Annotated in this window: 24 protein-coding genes; 17 read left to right on the forward strand and 7 right to left on the reverse strand. The window is 58.6% G+C overall.

Going from position 1 to position 22692, the window contains the following annotated elements:
• Positions 1–90: 90 nt before the first annotated feature.
• A complete protein-coding gene (locus tag MLD04_RS15085; RefSeq protein WP_248160200.1) occupies positions 91–1176 on the forward strand; it encodes a fatty acid desaturase family protein in 1086 nt (361 codons plus the stop codon).
• A gap of 17 nt (positions 1177–1193) precedes the next feature.
• Here the strand turns inward: MLD04_RS15085 and MLD04_RS15090 are convergent, their stop codons facing one another.
• Positions 1194–2174: a D-2-hydroxyacid dehydrogenase gene (locus MLD04_RS15090; RefSeq protein WP_248160202.1), complete on the reverse strand. Its 981-nt coding sequence runs from the start codon at positions 2172–2174 to the stop codon at positions 1194–1196.
• Between the two features lie 243 nt (positions 2175–2417).
• On the opposite strand from MLD04_RS15090, the gene MLD04_RS15095 reads away from it, so the two are divergent.
• The 3 genes from MLD04_RS15095 (at position 2418) to MLD04_RS15105 (ending at position 4509) form a co-directional block, all read left to right on the forward strand.
• A complete protein-coding gene (locus MLD04_RS15095) occupies positions 2418–3644 on the forward strand; it encodes a pyridoxal phosphate-dependent aminotransferase (RefSeq protein ID WP_248160205.1) in 1227 nt (408 codons plus the stop codon).
• A gap of 5 nt (positions 3645–3649) precedes the next feature.
• Complete coding sequence (locus MLD04_RS15100; RefSeq protein WP_248160207.1) at positions 3650–3844, forward strand: CPXCG motif-containing cysteine-rich protein; 195 nt, start codon at positions 3650–3652, stop codon at positions 3842–3844.
• Positions 3845–3936: 92 nt separating this feature from the next.
• A complete protein-coding gene (locus MLD04_RS15105; protein ID WP_008937461.1) occupies positions 3937–4509 on the forward strand; it encodes a YceB family lipoprotein in 573 nt (190 codons plus the stop codon).
• A 50-nt stretch (positions 4510–4559) separates the two neighbouring features.
• On the opposite strand, the gene MLD04_RS15110 is transcribed toward MLD04_RS15105, so the two are convergent.
• Positions 4560–5714, reverse strand: coding sequence for an isocitrate/isopropylmalate dehydrogenase family protein (locus MLD04_RS15110; RefSeq protein ID WP_248160208.1), 1155 nt, complete (start codon positions 5712–5714; stop codon positions 4560–4562).
• A 192-nt stretch (positions 5715–5906) separates the two neighbouring features.
• On the opposite strand from MLD04_RS15110, the gene MLD04_RS15115 reads away from it, so the two are divergent.
• Both MLD04_RS15115 and MLD04_RS15120 read left to right on the forward strand, forming a co-directional pair.
• Positions 5907–6671, forward strand: a complete 765-nt coding sequence (locus MLD04_RS15115; RefSeq protein WP_248160210.1) for an EAL domain-containing protein — start codon at positions 5907–5909, stop codon at positions 6669–6671.
• Positions 6672–6704: 33 nt separating this feature from the next.
• Positions 6705–7061 (forward strand): hypothetical protein, encoded by a 357-nt coding sequence (locus tag MLD04_RS15120; RefSeq protein WP_248160218.1) that lies wholly within the window; start codon positions 6705–6707, stop codon positions 7059–7061.
• Here the strand turns inward: MLD04_RS15120 and MLD04_RS15125 are convergent.
• The gene (locus MLD04_RS15125) at positions 7058–7951 is read right to left on the reverse strand and encodes a LysR family transcriptional regulator (RefSeq protein WP_248160220.1); all 894 of its coding nucleotides are present in this window, start codon (positions 7949–7951) and stop codon (positions 7058–7060) included. The two genes, MLD04_RS15120 and MLD04_RS15125, sit on opposite strands and share 4 nt — an antisense overlap.
• A 143-nt stretch (positions 7952–8094) precedes the next feature.
• Here MLD04_RS15125 and MLD04_RS15130 point away from each other — a divergent pair, with 143 nt between their 5' ends.
• The 6 genes from MLD04_RS15130 to MLD04_RS15155 all read left to right on the forward strand — a co-directional run bounded on the left by MLD04_RS15130 (position 8095) and on the right by MLD04_RS15155 (position 14675).
• Positions 8095–9306, forward strand: a complete 1212-nt coding sequence (locus MLD04_RS15130) for an acyl-CoA dehydrogenase family protein (RefSeq protein WP_008937466.1) — start codon at positions 8095–8097, stop codon at positions 9304–9306.
• A 373-nt stretch (positions 9307–9679) separates the two neighbouring features.
• Complete coding sequence (locus MLD04_RS15135) at positions 9680–10501, forward strand: SDR family oxidoreductase (protein WP_008937467.1); 822 nt, start codon at positions 9680–9682, stop codon at positions 10499–10501.
• A gap of 30 nt (positions 10502–10531) precedes the next feature.
• Positions 10532–11596: a phosphotransferase family protein gene (locus MLD04_RS15140; RefSeq protein WP_248160222.1), complete on the forward strand. Its 1065-nt coding sequence runs from the start codon at positions 10532–10534 to the stop codon at positions 11594–11596.
• A complete protein-coding gene (locus MLD04_RS15145; protein ID WP_248160225.1) occupies positions 11596–12285 on the forward strand; it encodes a histidine phosphatase family protein in 690 nt (229 codons plus the stop codon). The genes MLD04_RS15140 and MLD04_RS15145 overlap by 1 nt, the downstream gene beginning before the upstream one ends.
• Positions 12286–12302: 17 nt before the next feature.
• On the forward strand, positions 12303–13073 hold the full coding sequence (locus MLD04_RS15150) for an SDR family oxidoreductase (protein WP_248160227.1): 771 nt from the start codon (positions 12303–12305) through the stop codon (positions 13071–13073).
• A 201-nt stretch (positions 13074–13274) separates the two neighbouring features.
• On the forward strand, positions 13275–14675 hold the full coding sequence (locus tag MLD04_RS15155; RefSeq protein ID WP_248160235.1) for a DUF4397 domain-containing protein: 1401 nt from the start codon (positions 13275–13277) through the stop codon (positions 14673–14675).
• 46 nt (positions 14676–14721) lie between these two features.
• Here the strand turns inward: MLD04_RS15155 and dacB are convergent, their stop codons facing one another.
• On the reverse strand, positions 14722–16290 hold the full coding sequence (dacB, locus tag MLD04_RS15160) for a D-alanyl-D-alanine carboxypeptidase/D-alanyl-D-alanine endopeptidase (protein ID WP_379883498.1): 1569 nt from the start codon (positions 16288–16290) through the stop codon (positions 14722–14724).
• Between the two features lie 307 nt (positions 16291–16597).
• On the opposite strand from dacB, the gene MLD04_RS15165 reads away from it, so the two are divergent.
• Genes MLD04_RS15165 through MLD04_RS15180 form a run of 4 tightly spaced genes read left to right on the forward strand, consistent with a single transcriptional unit; the run spans position 16598 to position 19554 of the window.
• Positions 16598–17077, forward strand: a complete 480-nt coding sequence (locus MLD04_RS15165; RefSeq protein ID WP_248160239.1) for a sterol desaturase family protein — start codon at positions 16598–16600, stop codon at positions 17075–17077.
• Between the two features lie 32 nt (positions 17078–17109).
• Positions 17110–17880 (forward strand): glutathione S-transferase N-terminal domain-containing protein, encoded by a 771-nt coding sequence (locus MLD04_RS15170; RefSeq protein ID WP_248160247.1) that lies wholly within the window; start codon positions 17110–17112, stop codon positions 17878–17880.
• 37 nt (positions 17881–17917) lie between these two features.
• A complete protein-coding gene (locus tag MLD04_RS15175; RefSeq protein ID WP_248160249.1) occupies positions 17918–18850 on the forward strand; it encodes an aldo/keto reductase in 933 nt (310 codons plus the stop codon).
• Between the two features lie 41 nt (positions 18851–18891).
• Positions 18892–19554 (forward strand): hypothetical protein, encoded by a 663-nt coding sequence (locus tag MLD04_RS15180; protein ID WP_248160251.1) that lies wholly within the window; start codon positions 18892–18894, stop codon positions 19552–19554.
• Here the strand turns inward: MLD04_RS15180 and dkgB are convergent.
• The gene (dkgB, locus tag MLD04_RS15185) at positions 19484–20293 is read right to left on the reverse strand and encodes a 2,5-didehydrogluconate reductase DkgB (protein ID WP_248160253.1); all 810 of its coding nucleotides are present in this window, start codon (positions 20291–20293) and stop codon (positions 19484–19486) included. The genes MLD04_RS15180 and dkgB overlap by 71 nt on opposite strands.
• A 125-nt stretch (positions 20294–20418) precedes the next feature.
• Here dkgB and MLD04_RS15190 point away from each other — a divergent pair, with 125 nt between their 5' ends.
• Positions 20419–20832, forward strand: a complete 414-nt coding sequence (locus tag MLD04_RS15190) for a GFA family protein (RefSeq protein WP_248160255.1) — start codon at positions 20419–20421, stop codon at positions 20830–20832.
• A gap of 2 nt (positions 20833–20834) precedes the next feature.
• On the opposite strand, the gene MLD04_RS15195 is transcribed toward MLD04_RS15190, so the two are convergent.
• Both MLD04_RS15195 and MLD04_RS15200 read right to left on the reverse strand, forming a co-directional pair.
• Positions 20835–21950, reverse strand: a complete 1116-nt coding sequence (locus MLD04_RS15195; RefSeq protein ID WP_248160354.1) for a PQQ-dependent sugar dehydrogenase — start codon at positions 21948–21950, stop codon at positions 20835–20837.
• Positions 21951–22069: 119 nt separating this feature from the next.
• Positions 22070–22528 carry a YaiI/YqxD family protein gene (locus MLD04_RS15200; RefSeq protein ID WP_248160257.1) on the reverse strand — a complete coding sequence of 153 codons (459 nt, stop codon included), beginning with the start codon at positions 22526–22528 and terminating at the stop codon, positions 22070–22072.
• Positions 22529–22692 lie beyond the last annotated feature (164 nt).

Here is a 22692-nt window from a genome sequence, read left to right on the forward strand (position 1 = left end):
TTGTTTATTCGAGTGGTTTACGCTATTTTCAGCGTACAAGTGTACGCAAAATAGGTGAGTTGAGATCTGTCGGTTAAGCAAAGGTGAGAAATGAACGCAATCGCAAGGCCGGACTCGGCAAGCGACCCGGTATTTGGTAAACCGGACGAACGGGAACTCAGGGATCGTATGAAGCGGGATTTGCCTGCGGATACGTTCAAGGCGCAGACCTGGCGTGTGGTCTGGTTTCTTCCCATGCAGTTGATTATCTGGGGAGGCATCGCGGCCATTCTGGTTCTGGATTTGCCCTGGTATGCGAATATGGGGCTGGCGCTGTTAGTTGGGCATACCCTCGGTTGCCAGGGATTACTGGCTCACGAAGTGCTGCACGGCGCACTCGGCATGAGCCGTCGATGGCAGAACCTGTTTGGTTGGCTGGGATTCGGTCCGTTTCTCGTGCCGCCCGAGTTCTGGCGGAAGTGGCACAACGTGGTACACCACGGCAACACCAATGCCGGGGACGTGGATCCTGACAGCTTCGGGACATTGCGTCGCTACCGGACGGATCCGAAGCAGAAGAAATTCACCCGGCTCGCGCCGGGAGGTGGCACCTGGTTCAGCTATCTGTTCCTGACCTATTCGTTTACTTTCCACGCACAGCTGGTGCTGTGGTTTCAGGCGAGGCGCCGGAAACAGTTCAAAGGGTTTGATCGCAGGAAGGCTATCCGTCAGTCGGTTATCTGTCTTGGCCTGTGGGTGGCCCTGGCGGTGATTTCAGGCCCGCTGGCCGTGTTCACGGTGCTCGTTCCGTTCATGGCAGCCAATGCGCTGGCGCAGGCCTATATCCTGACCAATCACTTTCTCCGGCCTCAGACACCAACCAACAATCCCCTGGACAATTCCATGAGTCTGCGAACGCTTCCGGTTCTGGACCGGCTGCATTTCCGCTTCAGCCATCATGTGGAGCATCACTTCTTTCCCAAGATGCCTTCGACCATGGCGCCCCGGGTGAGGCAGTGGCTGGAAACCCACGAAGGGGACCGTTACATGGCGATGCCTCACGGCAGGGCGCTCGCCATGCTCTATTCCACGCCCAGGGTCTACAAGACGCCAACACAACTGGTGGATCCCAACAATCCGCAGCGGGTTTTTGACCTCCTGCCACTGCAGGCTGAGTACGCTGCTTCCAATCGGTGAGCCCTTGCCGGCAGCGACTAGCTGCCGGCGTAGCCCAGCTTCTTGTTCACCAGGTTGAACAGGTCCCGACCGGAGTGCCAGAGGTCGAAGTTCTCGAGGAACTGATCGGTCAGGGCCCGTTTCCAGCCGATGAAATCACCGGCCATGTGCGCGGTCATGATCACGTTGTCCCTGTCCCAGAGCGGATGATCTTCCGGCAGTGGCTCTTCCTCGAACACATCAAGGGCGGCGCCGGCAATTTCTTTCGCATCGAGGGCGGCGATCAGGTCGTCGGTTTTGACGATGGGGCCGCGGCCGATATTAATCAGGCGCGCGCTGGTTCGCATGGCCTTGAAGGCCCGCTGGTCGAACAGGCCCTCGGTCTGCGGGGTCAAGGGGGCGGCGATGACGACGTAATCGAAGTGTTCCAGTTGCTGGAACAGCTGGTCGTTGCCATGAACCGCCACGAAATCCGGGTCATCGTGCCGGGGCGTCCTGGCGATGCCGTGGGGATGGAGCCCGATAGCGCTGGTCAGGCGGGCAATCTGACGGCCGATGGAGCCGGCGCCGACCACCAGCACCTGTTTTCCTTCCGCGCGCTCGGTGTCCCTGTGTTTCCATTCGTGCCGCTCCTGCAGTCGGACGGAATTAGGAAAGTCCTTGGCGAACATCAGGATGGTACAGAGTACATACTCGGCGATGGTCCGGTCGAAGATGCCGCGCGCATTGGTGACGACCACATCACTGTCGATCAGTGCCGGAAACATAAGTGCATCCACCCCTGCGCTGGTGGCATGAATCCACTGCAACCGATCGGCAGCCGGCCAGGCAGCCTCGAACGCCTCGGTCCGAAAGTCGGTCACCATCATTACGTCGGTTCCGGGCAGTGTCTGCCGAAGCGTTTCTTCGTCGCACGCAAACCGGACTTCCGCCCTTGCCCTGACTGCATCCATGCCGGGGGGTTCCTGTTCGCCGGGTGCAGTCAAAACCGTGATCACTGGTTGGTTCTGCTGAGTCATTGGGCCTCCGCCTGGTTATCCGTGAGTGAAGCGCGTCCTGATGGATGCAACATTTATGTTTACCAGTCTGGTTGCCGCCGGTGAGTCGGTCAACCTGGGCAAATTTCGGGCCCGCCATGGCGGGGATTGAGGCCGTACTTCTACCTACCAGATGTTTGGGGTGTTTTGCCTTGTATGGCCTGTTGTTCCTGACTAACCTGCATGAGTAGACATTTTTTCATATCCCGTTGCCAGGAGGTGGTTATGGCAGAAGCGCCCAACAGAGAAACCGGTCAGGCCAAGCCGCGCAAGGTGAAGTATCGTAAGGCAAAGGCCAGTTTTAACCCTGCCATGCAGGCGATTCCGGTTTCGGGAATCCGTCGACTCGTGAATATGGCGTCGTCGATGAAAGACGTCATCCACCTGTCCATTGGTCAACCGGATCTGCCAACGCCCAAGCACATCATCGACGCTTACGTGGATGCTTTGAATGCGGGGCAGACGGGATACACGATGGATGCGGGTCTGCCGGAACTGTTGGTTGCTCTGCGGGACTATTACGGGCGCCGCTACAACCGAAAGCTCACCCGTGACAACATCCTCATCACCAGTGGTGCCACCGAGGCGATGTATCTGGCGCTGTCTGCCACTGCGGCGCCCGGCAGGCAGTTCATCGTGACCGACCCCTCTTTCCTTCTTTATGCGCCGCTGATACGGATGAACGGCGGCGAAGTGAAATACGTGCCCACTCGTGCGGAGAACAACCACCAGCTGGATCCGGACGAGGTAATCCAGGCCATGGGGTCCCGTACTTTCGCGCTGGTTCTTAACAATCCCAATAACCCTACCGGGGCTGTGTATCCGCGAAGCACCGTCGAAACGATCCTGTCCGAGTGCGCCTATCGCGGGATTCAGGTCTACGCCGATGAAGTCTACGACCATCTGATCTTTGACGACGATGACTTCGCCAGCGTCCTGAACTGTTCCATGGACCTGGACAACATCATGTGCATCAGCAGCTTCTCCAAGACCTACAGCATGGCCGGTCTCCGTGTCGGATGGGTGATTTCAAGCCAGGCGGCGATCAAATCCCTTCGCCGTTACCATATGTTCACCACGTCCGTTGCCAATACGCCCGCGCAGTTTGCCGGTGTTGCGGCGCTGACCGGCGACCAGCAGTGCGTCACCGACATGGTGGATATCTATCGCGAGCGTCGGGACAAGACGGTCGAGTTGATCGAACAGACGCCCTACATGACCGGGTACAAGCCGGGCGGTGCGTTTTTCGCGTTCCCGGACCTGCCGCCCCATGTGGATGGGTCGGATCTGGCGTTGCGGATGCTCAAGGAGACAGGGGTCTGCGTGGTTCCCGGAGATGCCTTCGGTGAAGCCTGCACCAATGCGCTGCGCATCAGCTTTTCCACAACCTGTGAAAAGCTCGATCAGGCATTCGACCGGATTATCCCCTGGATGGCCAAACAACAGTTCTGAGGTGCATGGTGTCGGCGCTGGAATCCGTACTTGTCCAATGTCCCTACTGCTGGGAAACCCTGGATATCAGTGTCGACCCTTCCGTTGCGGATCAGGAGTATGTCGAGGACTGTCAGGTGTGTTGTCAACCGATCGTGATTCACGTGACCTTTGATGAGACACTGACTCCCCATGTGGAAGCCCGGGCTGAAAACGAGTGATTTCGGGCCTTCTCTCAGTCTTTTAATCTCAACGCAGTTGCCCCGGCCATGGCAGAGGCGCAGGATATAGGCATCCCAGGAAGGAGCTTCTGATGAAAATCCAATGCCGGCCAGTGTTCTGGCTGATGATCACGGCCGTGGCGTTGCTGGCCTCCGGTTGTGCCAGCATGTCACCTTATTCGATCTCCGAAGCGGAGTTGGAGCAGCATCTCAAGGGCGTTGTGGCCGACTATGACCGGGAGCAACTGCAAAGCGGTTCTCCGCTGAGCCTGAGCCTTGATGACGCCGATATCACCCTTGGCCCGGACGGGCGCAACGTGGCGGTGATCGACGTGCGAGGCCAGATTGCACTCAATGCCCTCATGGCGAAACTGCCAGTGGATATTGCCCTGAAAGTGGAGGGCGCTCCCTATTACGACAGCAAGGAAAAGGCGATCTATATCCGTCGGCTCCAGTTGTTGGAGAGCAGTATCGATTCGCCGTTCTTCAAGGGTGATCTGGCGCCAGTCACCGACACGGTTATGAGGGTTGTGGCGCAGATGCTCGAAACCATGCCGGTCTATCGTCTTGACGAGACCAAGCTGGCGCAACGAATGTTCGGTATGGTCCCGATGGATGTTCGTGTGGCTCCCGGGCGGCTGGAATTTGTCATGGCGGACAAGTAACGGCGAAGCCGTTCAAGGATTAAAAAAGGCGGCCTCTCAGGCCGCCTTTGTCAGTCTCCCAGACGTTTACAGATGGCATCGCCAATCTCGCGGGTCCCCCGCTGAGTGCCGGCATTTTCCGCAAGATCCGCGGCCACGGCATTGAATAACTCCTTGGCGGCAGAGGCGAGGGTCGGATCTTTACGACTCAGCCAGTCCAGCATCCGCGCGGTGGTGAACAGCATGGCGGTCGGGTCAGCAAGACCCTGGCCGGCGATGTCCGGAGCGCTGCCATGGGTTGGTTCGAACATGGACGGCATATCCGGATCGGTCGGGTTCAGATTGCACGAAGGTGCCACCCCCATTCCACCTGAAAGCACCGCGGCCAGATCGGTGAGAATGTCGCCCTGGAGGTTGCTGGCCACCACGACATCGAACGCCCAGGGACTCTGGACGAATTTCATGCACGCTGCATCCACGAGTTCATGATGGGTGGCCACATCCGGATACTCTTCCGCGATTTCCTCGAAGACCTCGGTATACATATCGCCCCAGTAGCGCAGGGCGTTGCGCTTGGTAATGACACAGACCTGGCTCTCCCGGGTGCTGCCGTCCAGGGTCCGGAAACTGCGTGTGTTACCTTCCTTGGCCCGTTGTTCCGCCCGGCGGCGGGCCTGCTCGAAACCGTAACGAATGATGCGATCCGTTGCCTTGCGGGTAAAAACCTCCATTTGTGTTGCCACTTCATCGGGGGTTCCTTTCCGCAGTCGACCGCCCTGACTGACATACTCGCCTTCGCTGTTTTCGCGGATCACCAGCATGTCGATGTCTTTGGCGCGTTCATCCGCCAGATACTGCCGGGCGCCGGGAAGGAGTCGGGCCGGGCGCTCACACACCCACTGGTCGAAGTTCTTGCGCATGTCGAGCAGCGGTGCCAGCGAGATGCTGTCCGGTAACAGGTAGCGGCCAGGGTCGTCCACCGGTCCCGGATCGCCCAGCGCACCGAGCAGGATGGCATCGTACTGCTGCAATTGCTCAAGCGCGTCTGCCGGCCAGGATTCACCATGCTCCTCATGCCAGGCGTGAGAGGGCCACGGGAAGCGTTTCCATTCCAGTGCCAGTCCGTGCTTTGATCGCAGAACTTCAAGGCAACGCACAGACTCCGCCACCACTTCCGGGCCGATACCGTCGCCGGGGGTCACGGCAATGCGGGTTGGTTGCACCATTCCGGAGACTCCTTTTTAGATTGGGTGCGTATAAACAACAAAATCAGTGTAGTCACGTGGCGCGGGGTTGCCACCGTTTGACATCGTTTGACGCATACGTGGTTTTACCAAGGAGGGGGCTGCCGTTATAGTGGGGTAAAAATGAATGCCAGATGCCATAATTTCGTCTCGCGAGAGACTGCTGGAGTTGAAGTGAACCAACCTGCTGTATTGTTTGACGAATCCCACTGTGATCAATGTGCCTGCGGGGAAGGGTTGGATTTTTCCTTCAGCTTTGCCTTCCAGCCGATCGTCGATGCGGTCAACAAAACCGTGTTTGCCCATGAGGCGCTGGTTCGTGGGCCTGAAGGCGAGGGGGCCATGTCGGTTCTTTCCCGGGTCAACGAGAAAAACCGGTATTCCTTCGATCAGATCTGCCGGGTGAAGGCCGTCAAGCTGGCATCGCGGCTCGGGATGGAGTCGATGCTGAGTATCAACTTCATGCCCAATGCGGTCTATCAGGCCGAGTATTGCATCCGGACGACGCTGGCCGCCGCCAAGACCTACAATTTTGATACCCGTAAAATCATCTTTGAACTCACAGAGAATGAGAATCTGTCCTCCGTCGAACACCTCGTGTCGATTATCGAGGCCTATCAGGAGATGGGTTTCAGCACTGCCATTGACGACTTTGGTGCGGGCTATTCCCGCTATAACATCATGATGGCCAGTCCTCCGGACTTGCTGAAACTTGATATGGGACTTGTCCGCAATGTCCACGAAGAGCCGAATAAGCAGGCGGTAGTCGCCGGCATCATCAGCATGATGGAACGGCTGGGCGGTCGAATCATCGCCGAGGGCGTGGAAACCAAGGAAGAGTATTTCTGGCTGCGCTCACAGGGAATCGATCTCTATCAGGGGTTCCTGTTCGCCAAACCGGGCTTTGAAACACTGCCCGACGTGAACTTTCCAGACTGAATGACCTAACCATCACCAATTTCGGGGCCTCACGTGTTATACCGGATTATTACAGTCATCGGAGCACTGGTCTTTGTGGTGGCGCTGTTCGCGCTGATCTGGTTTTTCTGTCGGAAATTCCTGGAACACCACGGCGTGACGGATCAGGTGTCTGACCGGGCCACGGTTCTGGCCACATGGACGTTTGCGGGTGTGAGCGTGGGCCTTATATTCGTCGTGGTCGGCGCATTTGTGCTTGGCCCCTGGGCGTTCTACCGCACGCTCCGGGGGCATGGCGTGAATATTTCCGACGCCGCCGCCATCTGGTGGGGCTTCGGGATCGTACTCGCCTCCCTGAGCCTAACTGCCGCCGGCTTCTTCGGTTTTCTGGTTGCTGTCGGAGCCTACTAGCTCACCGCCTTGAGCTGATCCCGGAACCACACCAGCGCCGGTTCCTTCTCATAGGGTTTGTGCCAGTAGAGATGCACATCCAGTGCAGGCAGGTCTGCAGGTGGGTCCATGATCTCGATACCAGACCGTTCCGCAATAATACGGGCATAGGTTTCCGGCATGGTCAGCAGCAGGTTGGTGTCCTCGACCACCCTGCACGCCGCGAAGTAATGCTGACACCGGAGGCGGATGTTGCGGCGAACCCCCAGCCGGGACAGCTCGAAATCCTCGATGCCCGGTCCTTCCGTGCGCGACGACACCAATACGTGCTTTGCTGCCAGATAATCCGCCATGTTGAGGCCATTCCGGATCAGGGGGTGCTCCCGTCTTGCCAGAACCACCAGGCGATCCCGGCGCAGGAGTTCATGACTGGTCTGGTTACTGACCGGCAGCAGCACATCGACCGCAAAATCGAGCTTGCCGGCCGCCAGTTGGGTTTCCATATCCCGACGGGGAATGCGCTGGGAGACAATTTCGAGTTCGGGATAGCCGTCCAGTCTTTCCATCAGGCGTGGCAGGAACGTCGATTCGAGGACATCTCGCAAACCCAGGGAATAGGTTTTCCGGTGAGTGGCAGGATCAAAGGCATGAAACTGATTCACGGCGCTTTGTATCTGCGTCAGCCCCGGCCGCATCGATTCCAGGAACCGGCGTGCCAGGGGCGTGGGCACCATCTGATTGCCCTGCCGGGTGAACAGCGGGTCGTTAAAGTGTTCCCGGAGCCTGGAGAGCGAGTGGCTCACGGCCGGTTGGGTGAGATGCAATGCCTTTGCCGCACGGGTCAGACTGCCCTCCCGGTAAATGGTGTCGAACACGTGCAGAAGATTCAGGTCCAGGCGATTCAGAGCCATAATCGAGATCCGTTTACCAAATAAGCCGACGTAATGATAAAGGATAAGAATAATTCAGTCGCGTAATAGTTTGCTCAACCCTAGACTGAAATCATCGCGCGAACGAACGCGCTGGTGATTTCCGAGTGAACGAGGATCAGTCAATGGATTTCAACATTTCCGACAAGGGTCAGGATTACCTCAACCGTGTTAAGCAGTTCATGAAGGAGGAGATTTATCCTGTCGAAGAGCAGTACCACAAAGAACTGGCTGCTCAGGACGACCGATGGGTAGTACTGCCGATCATCCGGGAACTGAAAGAAAAGGCGAAGGCCCAGGGCCTCTGGAACATGTTCTTTCCCGACGACAAGTACGGATGCGGCCTGCTCAACTCCGACTATGCCCTGATTGCTGAAGAAACCGGTCGCAGTTTCATTGCCCCGGAAATCTTCAACTGCAATGCCCCGGACACCGGCAATATGGAAGTGTTGATCCACTATGGCTCAGAGGAGCAGAAGGCAGAATGGCTTCCCCGACTGCTCAGTGGTGAGATCCGCTCGGCTTTCTGCATGACCGAACCGGGCGTTGCGTCCTCCGACGCGACGAACATGGAAGCGACGGCTGTCGTTGACGGTGACGAAGTGGTCCTGAACGGGCGCAAATGGTGGAGCACCGGCATCGGTCATCCCGATTGCAAGGTCGGTATCTTCATGGGCCTGACAGATCCGGATGCCCACAAACATCGCCGCCATTCCATGGTGTTGGTGCCGCTGGACAGCCCGGGTGTGAAAATCGAACGGATGCTGCCGGTATTTGGTGCCTACGATGAGCCGTACGGTCACGGTGAGGTGGTCTTCGATAATGTCCGGCTCCCCAAGAGTGCGTTCATCGCAGGCCCTGGCCGAGGGTTTGAAATTGCCCAGGGACGCCTGGGCCCGGGACGTGTTCACCACTGCATGCGAGCCATTGGCGCCGCCGAGCGTACCCTGGAGTTGCTGATCAATCGTGCAACCACGCGGGAAGCGTTTGGTCGTCCTATCGCCAAGCTGGGCGGCAACCCGGACATCATCGCCAATGCCCGGATGGCCATTGAGCAGGCGCGGCTTCTGACTCTCAAGTGTGCCTGGGCGCTGGATACCAAAGGCATTATGGGGGCCTTGCAGGAGGTGTCGATGATCAAGGCGGTGGTGCCGTCGATGTTGCAGAAGATCGTCGATGATGCAATCCAGATCCACGGCGGCGCCGGTGTCAGCGATGATGACTTCGCACTGACCCAGTTGTTTGCCTATGCTCGGGTGTTGCGACTGGCGGATGGACCGGACGAAGTTCATCGGGCTATGGTGGCTCGGCTGGAGCTTCGGAAGTATAAATCCTGAGCCGAGTTACAGGCAGGTAGTCTGGTGCCGGGGAGTAGGTGGGATACAGGATCTGAAACACGCTCCTTCGGCACGTCCGTGTGACGCTTGGGCTCCGCCATCCATGGCTCCGCACAGTTTCATATCCTGTATCCCACCTACTCCCTCAAGCGCAGGATGTGAAGCCCACCGTGCTTGAGGTCAGCTTTGAAGCATACTGGAATGTTGGGGAGCCGCTGGCGGGTAACCCTTCCAAAACTGTGCGGAGCCATGGATGGCGGAGCTCAAGCGCCCATGGATGGCCGTAAGGAGCGGGTTTTGGAAGGGTTACCCGCCAGCGGCTCATGCTCCAAACGAAAATGACAAACTCCAAACTTAATGGAGAGGAACAACGATGACACAGAGAATTTTTATCACGGGCGGCGCCTCTGGCCTCGGCCGGGCCATTGCATTGCGTTACGCCAAAGAGGGCGCGCGGGTCTGTATCGGGGATATCAGCCCGGAGCAGGGCGTTGCTGTTGAACAGGAGATCAACAACGCCGGTGGTGAAGGCTATTTTGTCGAATGCGACGTACGCCGTCTGACCGACTTCGAGAAGGTCCGGGACGACCTGGCCCAGAAGTGGGGCGGTGTGGACGTGGTTGTGAACAACGCTGGCGTGGCGTCGGCAGGCTCCATCGAAGATACCACCATGGCCGACTGGGAATGGATTCTGGATATTAACGTGCTGGGCGTCGTGCGTGGCTGTAAGGCCTTTACGCCACTGTTCAAGCAGCAGGGCGCCGGTGCCTTCGTGAACATTGCTTCCATGGCCGGCCTGATGCTGGCACCGTTGATGGACAGCTACAACGTATCCAAGGCAGGTGTGATTGCGCTGTCCGAAACCATCAGCCAGGAACTCAGGGACTCCGGCATCCACGTCAGCTGCGTATGCCCAGCCTTCTTCCAGACCAACCTGACAAGTACCATGCGGTCGGATATTCCCGGTATCCAGCAGAACGTCAACAAACTCATGAAACGTTCCAGCATCACCGCTGACGACGTTGCCGAGGACATTTTCCGCAGCGTGAAAGACAAGAGCTTCTGGGTACTGCCGCACGCCAAAGAACGACGCATGTGGGTTCTCAAACGCCATGCACCCTGGGCGTTTGACTGGCTGATGCATCAGGAAAGCAAGCGCTGGATGAGCAAGATGGGTGGCAAGGCCAACGCCTGACTGGCCCTGACAGACCACAGGAGAGAGTGAATGACACAGATCGATCAGGCCGTGGACATCCGCGAAGGTGAGGAGCTGGATGTTGCTGCGGTAGACCGTTTCATGAAACAGGCCATTCCCGACCTTGAGGGTTCGCCTTCTATCAAGCAGTACCCGGGCGGGGCTTCCAACCTGACGTATCAGGTGGATTACGGGGAGCGCTCCTACGTTCTCCGGCGACCGCCCTTCGGCAAGATTGCCAAGTCTGCCCACGACATGTTGCGCGAAGCCCGCGTGATGCAGGCACTGAAGCCGGTCTATCCCTATGTGCCGAACATCGTTGCCACCTGTGATGACCATGACGTCCTGGGCTGCGATTTCTACGTCATGGAGCGCCTCAAAGGCATCATTCTTCGACAGGACTTCCCCAGGGATTTCGAGCTGAGCGAGGCGGACACCCGCAAGCTCTGTCTGAACGTGATCGACAAGCTGGTGGACCTGCATCGGGTGGATGCGCCCGCAGCGGGACTCGACAAGCTCGGCAAGGGCGCGGGCTACGTGCAGCGCCAGATCGGTGGCTGGAGCGACCGCTTCCGGAAAGCACGTACCGACGATGTCGGCGATTTCGAGGAAGTCATGGGATGGCTCCATGACAAGATGCCGGACGACATTGCCCAGGTTGTCATCCATAACGATTTCCGCTTCGACAATGTGGTCCTGAACCCGGACAACCCGTTTGAGGTGATAGGTGTCCTGGACTGGGAAATGGCCACTATCGGTGATCCGCTGATGGATCTGGGCAACAGTCTTGCGTACTGGATTGAAGCCGACGATGAGGGGCCGTTCCAGATGCTTCGGCGCCAGCCTACTCATCGTCCCGGCATGCTGACCCGGAGGGAAGTGGTCGACTATTACATGGAACGATCGGGCTTCCGGGCGGATAACTTCGATTTCTATGAAATCTATGGCCTGTTCCGACTTGCGGTCATCGTTCAGCAAATCTACTACCGCTACTACCACGGCCAGACCCAGGACAAACGGTTTGCGGCCTTTGGCCATGCAGCCAATTACCTGGAGAAGCGGTGCCAGCGGCTGATCAGTGAGAGCACTCTGTAATGGCGACGGTGTATCTCGTCCGGCACGGACAGGCCAGCTTTGGCAAGGACAATTACGATCAGCTGTCACCAAGAGGCTGGGAGCAGGGGCAGGTGCTGGGGCGCTGGTTGGCGGGCAAAGTGGAGCCGTCAGCCGTGTTTGGCGGCAATATGGAGCGTCATCGGGAGACCGTCGAGGCCATTGCGTCGGGGTTCGGTCAGAGCCTCCCGGACATGCAGGTGGTGGAAGGACTGAACGAATTTGACCACATGCAGGTCGTTGAACGCCTGAAACCCGAGTGGGCGGACCGCCAGGTCATGGCCCGCGATATGGCTGCATTCCCGAAACCCGCACGGGCGTTCCAGCAGGTGTTCGAGAAAGCGATGGCGCGCTGGATCGGTGGTGACTATGACAGCGACTATTCGGAAACCTGGAATGCGTTCCAGCATCGTGTCGTCGCGGCGCTGGAGGAACTGATTCACTACGCCGAGGGCGGCGATGTTCTGGTTTCGACCTCTGGAGGGCCCATCGCTGTTATCGCCCAGCATGTACTTGGGCTGTCTGATGAAAAGGCGCTGGCGGTGAACAATGTCATCGCCAACACCAGCGTCTCGCGTCTGCTGTACTCCGGCAGCCGTCGAAGCCTTGCCGTATTCAATAATTACAGCCACCTGGAAGCGGAAGATCCCGCCCTGGTGACATTTCGATAGAAGCTTGAGAGGAATCCATGACGACCAAGAACCTGTTTGATCTTTCCGGAAAAGTGGCTCTGGTAACGGGCGCAAGCCGTGGTATTGGTGAAAGCATCGCACGTACGCTGGCCCATTACGGTGCCCACGTTATTGTCAGCAGCCGCAAGATCGACGGTTGCGAAAAAGTGGCATCCGGAATTCGGGACGAGGGCGGCAGTGCAGAGGCCTACGCCTGCCATATCGGCGAGATGGACCAGATTGAAGCGATCTGGGAGCACATTGGAAAGGAGCACGGCAAGCTGGACATCCTGGTCAACAACGCCGCGGCGAACCCGTATTTCGGGCCGATCGAGGATACCGATGTGGCCGCCTACCAGAAGACCGTCGATGTGAATATTCGCGGCTACTTTTTCATGTGTGCCCGTGGTGCCCAGATAATGAAGAAGAACGGCGGTGGGTCCATTGTTAACGTGGCCTCAGTCAACGGTGTCAATCCCGGCCATTTCCAGGGCATCTACTCCGTGACCAAGGCGGCGGTTATCTCCATGACCAAGTCCTTCGCCATGGAGTTGGGCCAGCAGAATGTGCGCGTGAACGCCTTGCTGCCCGGGTTGACCGACACCAAATTCGCGAGCGCCCTCACCACCAACGATGCGATCAAGAAGCAGGCGATGGCCCACATCCCGATGAAGCGGGTGGCGGATCCGGACGAGATGGCCGGGACGGTGCTTTACCTCGTCTCGAACGCGTCCAGTTACACCACCGGGGCCTGTATCAATGTGGACGGCGGTTATCTGACGGTCTGATCGGCCGGTAGATCCCTGAAAGCACCCTCCCAAAGCCCTGTGGCTTTGTCTCCCGGCGCGTCACTTGTGGTGGCGCGCCAGCCTCAATCCATCTCTTCCAGTCATCCGTAGATAGTCTTGTGCATAGTTCAGGGTTCGAATATATGCACCATGAAACCAAATAGCCTGATCTACAACCTCTGCTATCGAGGATGAATGACAATGAAGACTAACTTTATTTTGCCTATTGTGGCGGCCAGTAGTGTGTTGTTGGCTGGTTGTTTTGGTGGTGACAGCAGTTCGAAGACAAGCGTTCGTGTCGTCCATGCGTCTTCGGATGCGCCGGCGGTGAACGTTCGGGTCGACGGTGACACGGTCGTTTCCGGGGCGGACTACAAGCAGGCAGCGGTTTTGAAACCGGATGCCGGAACGACGTCTATCGCGGTTGACGGAATTCTTCCGGGGGGAGCGACAACCACGGTGATCGATACCGACGCCTCACTGCGATTTGATACGAAGTACGACGTGATTGCTGTCGGCAAGGTCGGAGACCAGACGATAGAACCTCTGATCCTGACAGACGATGGTGCCCGTGACAGCGAAGACAGCGTGCGTTTGCGCGTTGCCCACCTGTCGCCTGACGCCCAGGATACCGTCGGAGGCCCGGTGGAGGTCTATCTGACCGCGGCCGGCGATCCGCTTCCGGCCGAGGCCTCATTCAGTTTCTCGTTCAAGGAAAGCGTCGGCCCCATTGAAGTACCTGCCGGTGATTATCAGGTTCGGGTCGCGATTCCCGGAAACCCGCCGACCGTGGTATTCGACAGTGGTACGTTGTCCCTGTCTGCGGGCAGTGATTTGCTCATCGGAGCGGTTGATAACACCGTGTTCGGGTCTGCTCCGATCAGTCTGCTGGTCGTTAACGGCAGTAACACAACGGAAGTTCTCGACGTGGACACCAATGCCGGCGTGCGAGCGGTTCACAATTCTGCCAGTCCGACACCGGCAGTGGATATCTACCTGAATGAGGATCCCGACGGCACTCCCGCCGCCACCAATGTCGCGTTCGGCGAGACTGTGCCGGCTGCTGCAACCACGGGCGCCTATGTCCCCCTGACCAGCGGCGACAACCGGATTGTTGTAACCGCCACCACGGTAACCAGCTCCTCGGTGATCGATGCCACCCTGGCTTTTGCGAACGGTGATATCAGAACGGTGGTTGCTGCCGGCACGTTGGCTGACGGAATCGACGCATTGGTATTCAGTGATAAAAACCGGCGGGTTGCGACGGAGGCCCGCCTGCGGGTTATCCATGGCGCAGTGGAGGCACCCAGCGTCGATGTGTTCCTGGTCCCCACGGCGTCAGGCGGTGCGGGGGCGACCCTGATTGGAAATTCGGCGCCGGTATTGGACAACTTCGCCTATGGAACCGACTCTGGTTACCTGGGCGTCGCTGAAGGCGACTATGTGGTCTTTATCACGTCGGACGATGGTGCGACTGAACTCTACAAGTCGCCGAATCTTAGCCTGGACGCAGGTGGTGTCTATACCGCGGTTGCCCGTAAGAACGACGCCGGGGGCAGTGTTGCGACAGTCACCCTTCTGGATGACTTTGTCGCGCCATAACGGGGAATGGACCCGAAGGAGAGAGCCCCGGCAATGCCGGGGCTTTTTATTGAATGGCCGTATTGACGTTGTCTGAACTTGCCTGGGAAATCGCTGTGCCCGTCGGTGGGCGGTAATGGAGTGAGTAGAGCACACGATCCAGAACGGCCTGACCGTTCCAGGCCGGATCGTTATTGACCATGCCTACGATGGCCCAGGTGGTGTTGTTCTCATCCCGGGCAAAGCCGGCAATGGAACGTACATTTTCCAGAAAGCCTGTCTTTATGCGGCCTTCGCCAACCAGACCGGTATTTCGCAGGCGCCGAGCCATGGTGCCGTCCATAGCGATAATGGGCATGGACGTCATGAGGTCGGCTGCGTAGGGGCTGTTCCAGGCATGCTGGAGGATCTGAACCTCCTGGCGGGCCGTGATGCGGCCATGGCGACTCAGGCCGGCCCCGTTATCGATGACCAGACCCTGGGTCTTGATGCCTTTATCCTCCAGCCAGTCGTGAATCACCCGGATGCCGGCGACGCGATCGTCCTGTTCGTCGTCCTTCCGGTTCTCCGCCCCGATGGTCAGCAGCATCTGCCTTGCCATGACGTTGCTGCTCCACTTGTTGATGTCACGTACCATCGTCACCAGATCCGGGGAACTGGTTTTGAGAATCAGACGGGCGTCCTCTGGCGTCATTCCTGTCATGCTGGCGCCGGTAATGGTGACGCCGGTATCCGCCAGAACCGAACGGATCAGCGAGGCGGTGTACTGCTCGTGGGGCAGCAGTGACAGATAGGTGGTCGTCCGGCATCCGCTGGGCAAACTGCCGGTCACACGCACCGTGACCTGCATGTTATCGCCGAACACCGGAGTCCAGTCGAATTGGTGGCGTCCGGGGCAAGGACCTTCCGGAGCAGAGGTGACGCGGTTGTCGATGCGAACATCCTCAAGCTTGGGAGTGCTCCACGCCTGAGTGCCCCGTTCATCCGCCCGCACCTGAAAGTGCAGAAGATTCAGGTTGGTGAGATAGGCCGAGGGCTCAACCAGGAACGGTGCATAGGGGTTGTCGCCGTTGTCATCGAACTGGGGGCCATTGTCACTCAGGCGGAAGTAGCTGCCATCAAGCACCAGGTGGCCGTCGATTTTGGTGATGCCCATATCGTGCAGTTCGTGGAGCGTGGACCATAGCCGCTCAATCGTCAGCTTGGGATCACCACCGAAGCGGACATACAGATTACCGGTCAGGGTATCGCCAACCATCTTGCCATCGGTCAGGAAATCGGTATCCCATCGGTGTGTCGGGCCCAGGATTTCGAGCGCGGCGTAGGTTGTAACCAGCTTCATGATGGAGCCGGGGCTCCTGGGTTCGTCAGCGTTCACGTACTGCTCGATGCCCGGGCCATTCAACGGAACGGCAGCGACACTCAGTGCCTCGTCACTGTGGAGGGATTTGGTCGCGTAGTCCCGTACTTCCTTGCTCCATAAGCGAGTGGGAATGGCATCGCTTCCCGGTGCCGCCAGGGCCGTGGTTGCGAATGCGGCAACCAGGGCGGCAGTGCCCGTTGACCGGATAAAACGGCGAATCGATTGCGGCACACGTGTTTGCCCGTATCTGCGTCGCGGAAGCCTGGAATCCATGATGCCCGTCCTTTGCGTTCTTATCCTTCAACAATAGCTGATACCGACGAAATCTACTATGCAGAAAAGCTCTACATGACGTTAAAAAATGCCAGTAGGGTCGTTGTTTGTATTGGGTTTTTGTGACAGCTTGTAAGTGGTCTTTGGAAAACAGTGGGTTAGGTGGGGTAAGCCGGGGTGGTTAATGTCAATGGCCCGATGTGCAAATCTGACGACGCTTGCGCCGGCATTTGAGTCATGGAATTCCGAACGGAATCGTCGTCTCCTGTAGAGGTCTCCACGTCGAGAACAAAAACAGGAGGACACCATGATCGGTATTCCCATAGGCCTGCTGACTGCCAACGCAGTGGAATGGGTCTTTCACAAGCATATACTCCACAACCGGGGTCGTAATCGGGACAGTTTCTGGTCGTTCCACTGGCACGATCACCACCGCAACGTCCGAAAGAATGGCTTTGTCGACGAAGACTACCGGAATCCGCCGCTGACCTGGAACGCACAGACCAAGGAGGTGGCCGCGTTGGTTGCCGGCGCTGCCGCTGTGACGCCGCTGTTACCGGTGGCCCCCTTTTTCGTGGGCACCCTGTATTACAGTGCCTGGAATTATTACCGGGTACACAAGCGGTCCCACCTGGATCCCGACTGGGCCCGGGAAAACCTGCCGTGGCACTACGATCATCATATGGGGCCGAACCCCAACGCCAACTGGTGCGTAACCCGGCCCTGGTTTGACCAGATCATGGGGACCCGGGAGCCAATGAATGATCGGACGTTGTTGGCACAATAGACATGATTCGATCCAACCAACAAGGAAACCCTATGCTGAATGCGTTAAGGCACAACCTGAATGTGCTTGAGTCGGTTGCAACGTCCTCTTTTGCCGCGTGGCGCGGTTGCCTGGTGGTCTCGGCGGCAGAACAGCCGGAAAAGCCAATCATCCTGTATGACATGGAAGCCTGCCCCTATTGCCGCAGGGTGCGGGAAGTGCTGACGGCATTGCATCTGGATGTCGAGATCCGTCCATGCCCCAAGGATGGTCGGGTTTACCGGCCCGAAGCCGAGTCGATTGGAGGGAAGCAGCAGTTTCCGCTGTTGGTGGACGAGAATACCGGAACGGTCCTTTATGAGTCCGGCGATATCGTCGAGTACCTTTTCCGTCAGTATGCCCACCGGCCTGTGCCGGGCTATTACGCCGGCAAGGTATGGCAGCCGGCCCTGAGCTCCCTTGGCTCTGCCGCCAGTGAGCTACGCGGCCTGCACGCCACACCCGGGAAACGGCCTGCACAGGGATTGCATTTGTGGAGTTTCGAGGGGAGCCCCTTCTCACGGCTGGTGCGGGAAAAGCTCTGCGAACTGGAGATTCCTTATACCCTGCACAACATCGGCAAGGAACACTGGACTGAAATCGGGCCTGCAAAACAGCGCATCAAGCCCGGGCAATACAGGCCGATACCGGGCGGTAAGCGGGATGCCTTCTTTGAGCAGCACGGCCGGGTCCAGGTTCCCTATCTGGAAGACCCCAACACCGGCACGTCCATGTTTGAATCTGCACGTATATTGAAGTATCTGGAGGAACAATACGGCAGCTGATGCTGTCATTAACCGCAGGCGCGCGGGAGGAAGCACAATGGCTGGGGTGTCAAGGCGAAGATTCCTGATTGGAGCCGGCCTGGGCAGCCTGGCGCTGGCGTCTTCCCCATTGCTGGCAGGGAAGATGGCGACTCCCGGCGACGCGCCTCAGCTCCGCCCGATTCCTTCGACGGGCGAACCTCTCCCCGCCATCGGCATGGGCACCTGGATAACCTTCAATGTTGGCAGTGACCAGCGGCTGATCGAGCAGCGCACTCGCGTTCTGGAGACGTTCCTGGAACTTGGAGGCGCGGTCATTGACTGCTCGCCCATGTATGGCAGTTCGGCAGATGTTGTCGGTGCCGCTCTGGAAACACTCGATGCGCACGACCGGGTCTTCGCCGCTTCCAAGATATGGACGGGCGACGGTTCAAAGACCCGCGAGCAGGCGGCGAGCTCTGCGGGGCGCTGGGGAATTCCGCGATTTGATCTGCTACAGGTCCATAATCTGCTTTCCTGGCAGGACCATCTGGCTACGCTGAAAGACATGAAGGCCAGAGGCGAGGTCCGTTATCTGGGGATCACCACCTCACACGGTCGGCGGCATGACGAACTCGCCCGGGTGATCGAGACGGAAGACCTCGACTTTGTTCAGCTCACCTACAACGTCCTGGATCGTGAAGCCGATAAGCGCCTGTTGCCGCTGGCCCAGGAGCGGGGCGTTGCGGTCATCGTGAACCGGCCATTCCAGGGCGGCTCCCTGTTTCGACGTTTCCAGACCGAGCCTTTGCCTGGCTGGGCTGCCGAGGCCGGTATAGGAACCTGGGCGGCGTTCTTCCTGAAATTCATCATCTCTCATCCGGCCGTGACCTGCGCGATACCGGCGACGACGCGAATAGAGCATATGCGGGAAAACATGGGCGCCATGTATGGCCCGCTTCCGGACGCCGGCCAGCGCAGGAGGATGGCCGAGTATGTGAGGCAGCTGTGAGTGGGGCGAGCTGGCTGAGCTACTCACTCCAGGACTTTGTCATGTTCGGCCCTGAGGTATTGCTCAGGCTGTTCATCCGGATCAACGAAGCGGTCTGGCCGTGGCAGTCATTGTGGTTGGTGGCCGGGCTATTGCTGCCGTGGCTGGGCTGTAAAGTCGCCGAATGGCCAAGACGGCTGGCCATGGCGCTGGCGGGCCTGGCCTGGATTGGCTGCGGTTATCTGTTCATGGTGCGCTATTACGGCCCTGTGAACACGCCTGCGACCTGGTTTGGCTGGGCCTTTGTGATCGAGGGATTGCTGCTGTTGATGCTCCGGGGAAGGGCGCTTCCCATTCCGCTGGGTTTACCGCTGGCGGTGGCCGGATGGTTGGTCATCCTGGTGTTGCCCTGGCTGGCTGTGCTGCAATCGGGGGACGTCAGGGCGCTGGCGCTGTTCGGCATGGCGCCAGGAGTAACGGTTGCGGCTACGGTGCTGCTGTTTGCCCGTCAACCGTTACTGCTGCGCTGGTTTCTGTTGCTGGTGCCTCTTGCCTGGAGCCTGTTCAGTGCCCTCACATACTGGTCTCTGGGCACCTACTGGCTCCTGGGTTTTCCATTGGCGACGCTGTTTCTTCTCGTCGTAGCGTTGCGAGTCAGTCCCAGTCCGGTGCAAAGCCGGGGTCTGCAATCCGTTCGCCCCGATCCAGAGCGTCGATTGCCTTGATGTCTTCGCCGCTCAACTCGATCTCCAGTGCGTCCAGATTTGCCTTCTGGTGGGCCGGACGAGTGGACGACGGTATTGGCACAATACCCCGCGAGGCAACCCAGGCAATGGCAATCTGGGCGGGGGTGGCATTGTGGTTCTCCGCAATGCGTTGCAGGGTTTCGTCTTCCATGACCTTGCCGACCGCCAGGGGCATGTAGCCGGTCACCGTGATGCCCAGTTTCCGGGCGTGGTCCACAACCTTCCGGTTGGCGAGGAACGGGTGAACCTCCACCTGGTTGGTGAAGATGCTGGCGTCACCGAGTATGCGTTTTGCCTCGTCCATCTGGGCGCAAGTGAAGTTCGAGATGCCGATGTGCTCCGCGAGCCCTTCCCGCTGGGCGTCTTTCAACGCGCCCAGGTATTCTTCCATGGGCACTTCATCGCCTGGCGAAGGCCAGTGAATCAGAGCCAGGTCCACATGATCGGTTTTTAGGCGGTCAAGACTGCCCTGGAGGCTGTTGATCAGATCGCTGGCATGGAGCTTGTCGTGCCAGATCTTGGTGGTCAGAAAAATCTCCCGGCGCGGAATGCCGCTGGATGTGATGCCATCACCGACGGCGGCCTCGTTGTCGTACATCTGTGCGGTATCAATATGGCGATAGCCCAGCGACAGGGCACTCTTGACGGCATCGCGGGCATCATTGCCCTTGAGCCGGAACGTGCCCATACCGATTTTCGGAAGCGTGGTGAACGACATGCTCTCCTCCTGCAATCAATGTGTAGATAAGAACGTGATGGTGTGGCACTGGTTCTTCAAGGGCCCCGCCGGTATCATCGCGCCTGAATGATTATGATGAATCCAGAAATTCGGGGCTGAAACCCATGCTGACCGGCCAGTGCCTCTGTGGCGATGTCTCCTTTGAATACGATGGTCCGCTGGGACCGATTGCTCTGTGTCACTGCAGCCAGTGTCGACGGGCACATGGCAGCGCCTTTTCCGCCAGTGCGCCGGTCCAGCGCATCCGTCTCCGGTTTCTCTCTGGCGAGGAACGGATCACCGAATTCGAATCACGTCCCGGCAAATACCGTGCATTCTGCTCCCGCTGTGGCAGCCAACTCTATAGCCGGGTGGACGCGATCCCGGGCATTCTCCGGTTACGGGTCGGTGTGATTAACGAGCCGCTGGGTAAAGCGCCGGCGCAACATGCCTTCGTCGGGTCCAAGTCGGACTGGTTCGAGATCACCGATAGCATACCCCAATACGAGAAGACGGACAGAACCAACGATCCGCACTGAAATCAGCCCTCCGGCAGGATGCGATATACCTTGCCGTCGGGTGAATCGGTCAGTAGCCAGAGTCCACCGTCCGGCCCCATTCGCACGTCCCGGATGCGCTCCCCGAGTTCTGTCAGCAGGTCTTCCTCTTCGGTGACACGGCCTTGCGCCAACTCGAGCCTGACCAGCTTGCGCGCTTTGAGCGCTCCCACGAACAGATCCCCCTGCCATTGCGGAAACGACGTTCCGGTATAGAACGCCATGCCCGAGGGTGCAATGGAAGGTACCCAGTAATGCAGTGGCTGGGCCATGCCTTCCTTGTGGGTATAGGGCGTGATGGGTACGCCGGAATAGTCGATGCCGTAGGTGATTTCAGGCCAGCCATAGTTGGTGCCGGCACGGAGTATGTTGATCTCGTCGCCACCCCTCGGACCATGTTCGTGGGTCCAGATGTCGCCTGTGGCCGGGTGAATCGTCATACCCTGGATATTGCGGTTGCCATAGGTAAACAGAGTCGGCCTGGCGTCGTCGCGAGCCAGGAATGGATTCCCGGGCGCGGGTTGGCCGTTAATGGTTATTCGGTGGACACCGCCGGCGTCGTCAGCGAGGTCCTGGGCCCGGTCACGGGTTCCCCGGTCGCCAACCGCGATGTATAGAAGGCCCTTCCGATCAAACGCCATCCTCCCGGCAAAGTGGTGGGAAGTGCCTGCGCGGGGCAGGGCTTCGAAAATGACCGTTACGTTGGTCAGGCCACGATCACCGAGCCTGGCACGGGCTACCCATGTGGTCATGCCTTCCCCCGATCGGTGGGCGTAACTCAGAAACAGGGTCTGATTGTTGGCGAACTCCGGGTGCAACACGATGTCCAGCAGACCTCCCTGGCCTGAGACCACCAGATCCGGCAGGCCCGTCAGCGGTGCCGGATCCAGCACACCATCGCGAATCCGCCGAAGCCGGCCCGCTCGTTCCGTGACCAGTATGTCGCCATTGGGCAGAAAGGCCAGGCTCCAGGGGTGAGCGAGACCTGTCGCCACGGTTTCAAGCTGAAAATCCGCCTCGTCCGACGAAAACGACTGATCGGCTTGCGCCCCGAAAGATATGAGCAGGGCACCGCTGTACATTGCCAGCTTTCGAAACATATTCATGGAAACCTCCCGCCGGGGATCTACCCCGATAATCAGCATAGCAGCCGGAAGCTCTCATGGTTGTGTCGCGCTGATGCGCGAGGACGATTTTCGATCAGTGCCGGATCCCCGGGTCACCGGCCGGGCCGGGTGTTTCGCTGTAGCCAGCGGTCGAGCTGGTCGGCGAACTCCTTTCGATCTCCCTGGCTGAAGGGGGCCGGCCCACCGGTGACCTGCCCCGCGCTGCGCATTTCTTCCATGAAGTTGCGCATTGCCAGACGCTGGCGAATATTTTCTTTTGTGAAGGCCTGGCCCCGGGGGTTGAAGACGTCGGCGCCTTTTTCAATGGCTTCGGCGGCCAGTGGAATGTCCTGGGTAATCACAAGATCACCTTTGCTCATCTGGTCCATGATTTCGTTGTCGGCGACATCGAAACCGTGGGGGACCTGCCAGCGGCTGATGTAGGGGCTGGGTGGGAGGTTAATGGCGTGGTTGGCGATGAAGGTGGTCTGGATTTGCCAGCGGGTGGCGGCGCGGCAGAGGATTTCCCGGATGGGGACGGGGCAGGCATCGGCGTCGACCCAGATAGGCATTTGGTGTTCCTTCAGTTTTGATTTCAGCTACCTAGAGTTTAACCGTTCTCCGATTGAGCCTGTTAGTCGTCAGCCGCGTATTTCTCTGTAGCCTGCGATGGTCGGAGCAGGGAGGCTCACCCCAGAGCCGCCTTAAACCTCAAGATAACTCCGCAACTGAAGGA

This window comes from Marinobacter koreensis, assembly GCF_023156285.1.
Lineage (GTDB): Bacteria > Pseudomonadota > Gammaproteobacteria > Pseudomonadales > Oleiphilaceae > Marinobacter > Marinobacter koreensis.

Coding starts and splice junctions, on each gene's coding strand:
- MLD04_RS15085 (WP_248160200.1), top strand. CDS start 91: ATGAACGCAATCGCAAGGCCGGACTCGGCAAGCGACCCGGTATTTGGT.
- MLD04_RS15090 (WP_248160202.1), bottom strand. CDS start 2,174: ATGACTCAGCAGAACCAACCAGTGATCACGGTTTTGACTGCACCCGGC.
- MLD04_RS15095 (WP_248160205.1), top strand. CDS start 2,418: ATGGCAGAAGCGCCCAACAGAGAAACCGGTCAGGCCAAGCCGCGCAAG.
- MLD04_RS15100 (WP_248160207.1), top strand. CDS start 3,650: ATGGTGTCGGCGCTGGAATCCGTACTTGTCCAATGTCCCTACTGCTGG.
- MLD04_RS15105 (WP_008937461.1), top strand. CDS start 3,937: ATGAAAATCCAATGCCGGCCAGTGTTCTGGCTGATGATCACGGCCGTG.
- MLD04_RS15110 (WP_248160208.1), bottom strand. CDS start 5,714: ATGGTGCAACCAACCCGCATTGCCGTGACCCCCGGCGACGGTATCGGC.
- MLD04_RS15125 (WP_248160220.1), bottom strand. CDS start 7,951: ATGGCTCTGAATCGCCTGGACCTGAATCTTCTGCACGTGTTCGACACC.
- MLD04_RS15130 (WP_008937466.1), top strand. CDS start 8,095: ATGGATTTCAACATTTCCGACAAGGGTCAGGATTACCTCAACCGTGTT.
- MLD04_RS15135 (WP_008937467.1), top strand. CDS start 9,680: ATGACACAGAGAATTTTTATCACGGGCGGCGCCTCTGGCCTCGGCCGG.
- MLD04_RS15140 (WP_248160222.1), top strand. CDS start 10,532: ATGACACAGATCGATCAGGCCGTGGACATCCGCGAAGGTGAGGAGCTG.
- MLD04_RS15145 (WP_248160225.1), top strand. CDS start 11,596: ATGGCGACGGTGTATCTCGTCCGGCACGGACAGGCCAGCTTTGGCAAG.
- MLD04_RS15150 (WP_248160227.1), top strand. CDS start 12,303: ATGACGACCAAGAACCTGTTTGATCTTTCCGGAAAAGTGGCTCTGGTA.
- MLD04_RS15155 (WP_248160235.1), top strand. CDS start 13,275: ATGAAGACTAACTTTATTTTGCCTATTGTGGCGGCCAGTAGTGTGTTG.
- dacB (WP_379883498.1), bottom strand. CDS start 16,290: ATGGATTCCAGGCTTCCGCGACGCAGATACGGGCAAACACGTGTGCCG.
- MLD04_RS15165 (WP_248160239.1), top strand. CDS start 16,598: ATGATCGGTATTCCCATAGGCCTGCTGACTGCCAACGCAGTGGAATGG.
- MLD04_RS15170 (WP_248160247.1), top strand. CDS start 17,110: ATGCTGAATGCGTTAAGGCACAACCTGAATGTGCTTGAGTCGGTTGCA.
- MLD04_RS15175 (WP_248160249.1), top strand. CDS start 17,918: ATGGCTGGGGTGTCAAGGCGAAGATTCCTGATTGGAGCCGGCCTGGGC.
- MLD04_RS15180 (WP_248160251.1), top strand. CDS start 18,892: ATGTTCGGCCCTGAGGTATTGCTCAGGCTGTTCATCCGGATCAACGAA.
- dkgB (WP_248160253.1), bottom strand. CDS start 20,293: ATGTCGTTCACCACGCTTCCGAAAATCGGTATGGGCACGTTCCGGCTC.
- MLD04_RS15190 (WP_248160255.1), top strand. CDS start 20,419: ATGCTGACCGGCCAGTGCCTCTGTGGCGATGTCTCCTTTGAATACGAT.
- MLD04_RS15195 (WP_248160354.1), bottom strand. CDS start 21,950: ATGTTTCGAAAGCTGGCAATGTACAGCGGTGCCCTGCTCATATCTTTC.
- MLD04_RS15200 (WP_248160257.1), bottom strand. CDS start 22,528: ATGCCTATCTGGGTCGACGCCGATGCCTGCCCCGTCCCCATCCGGGAA.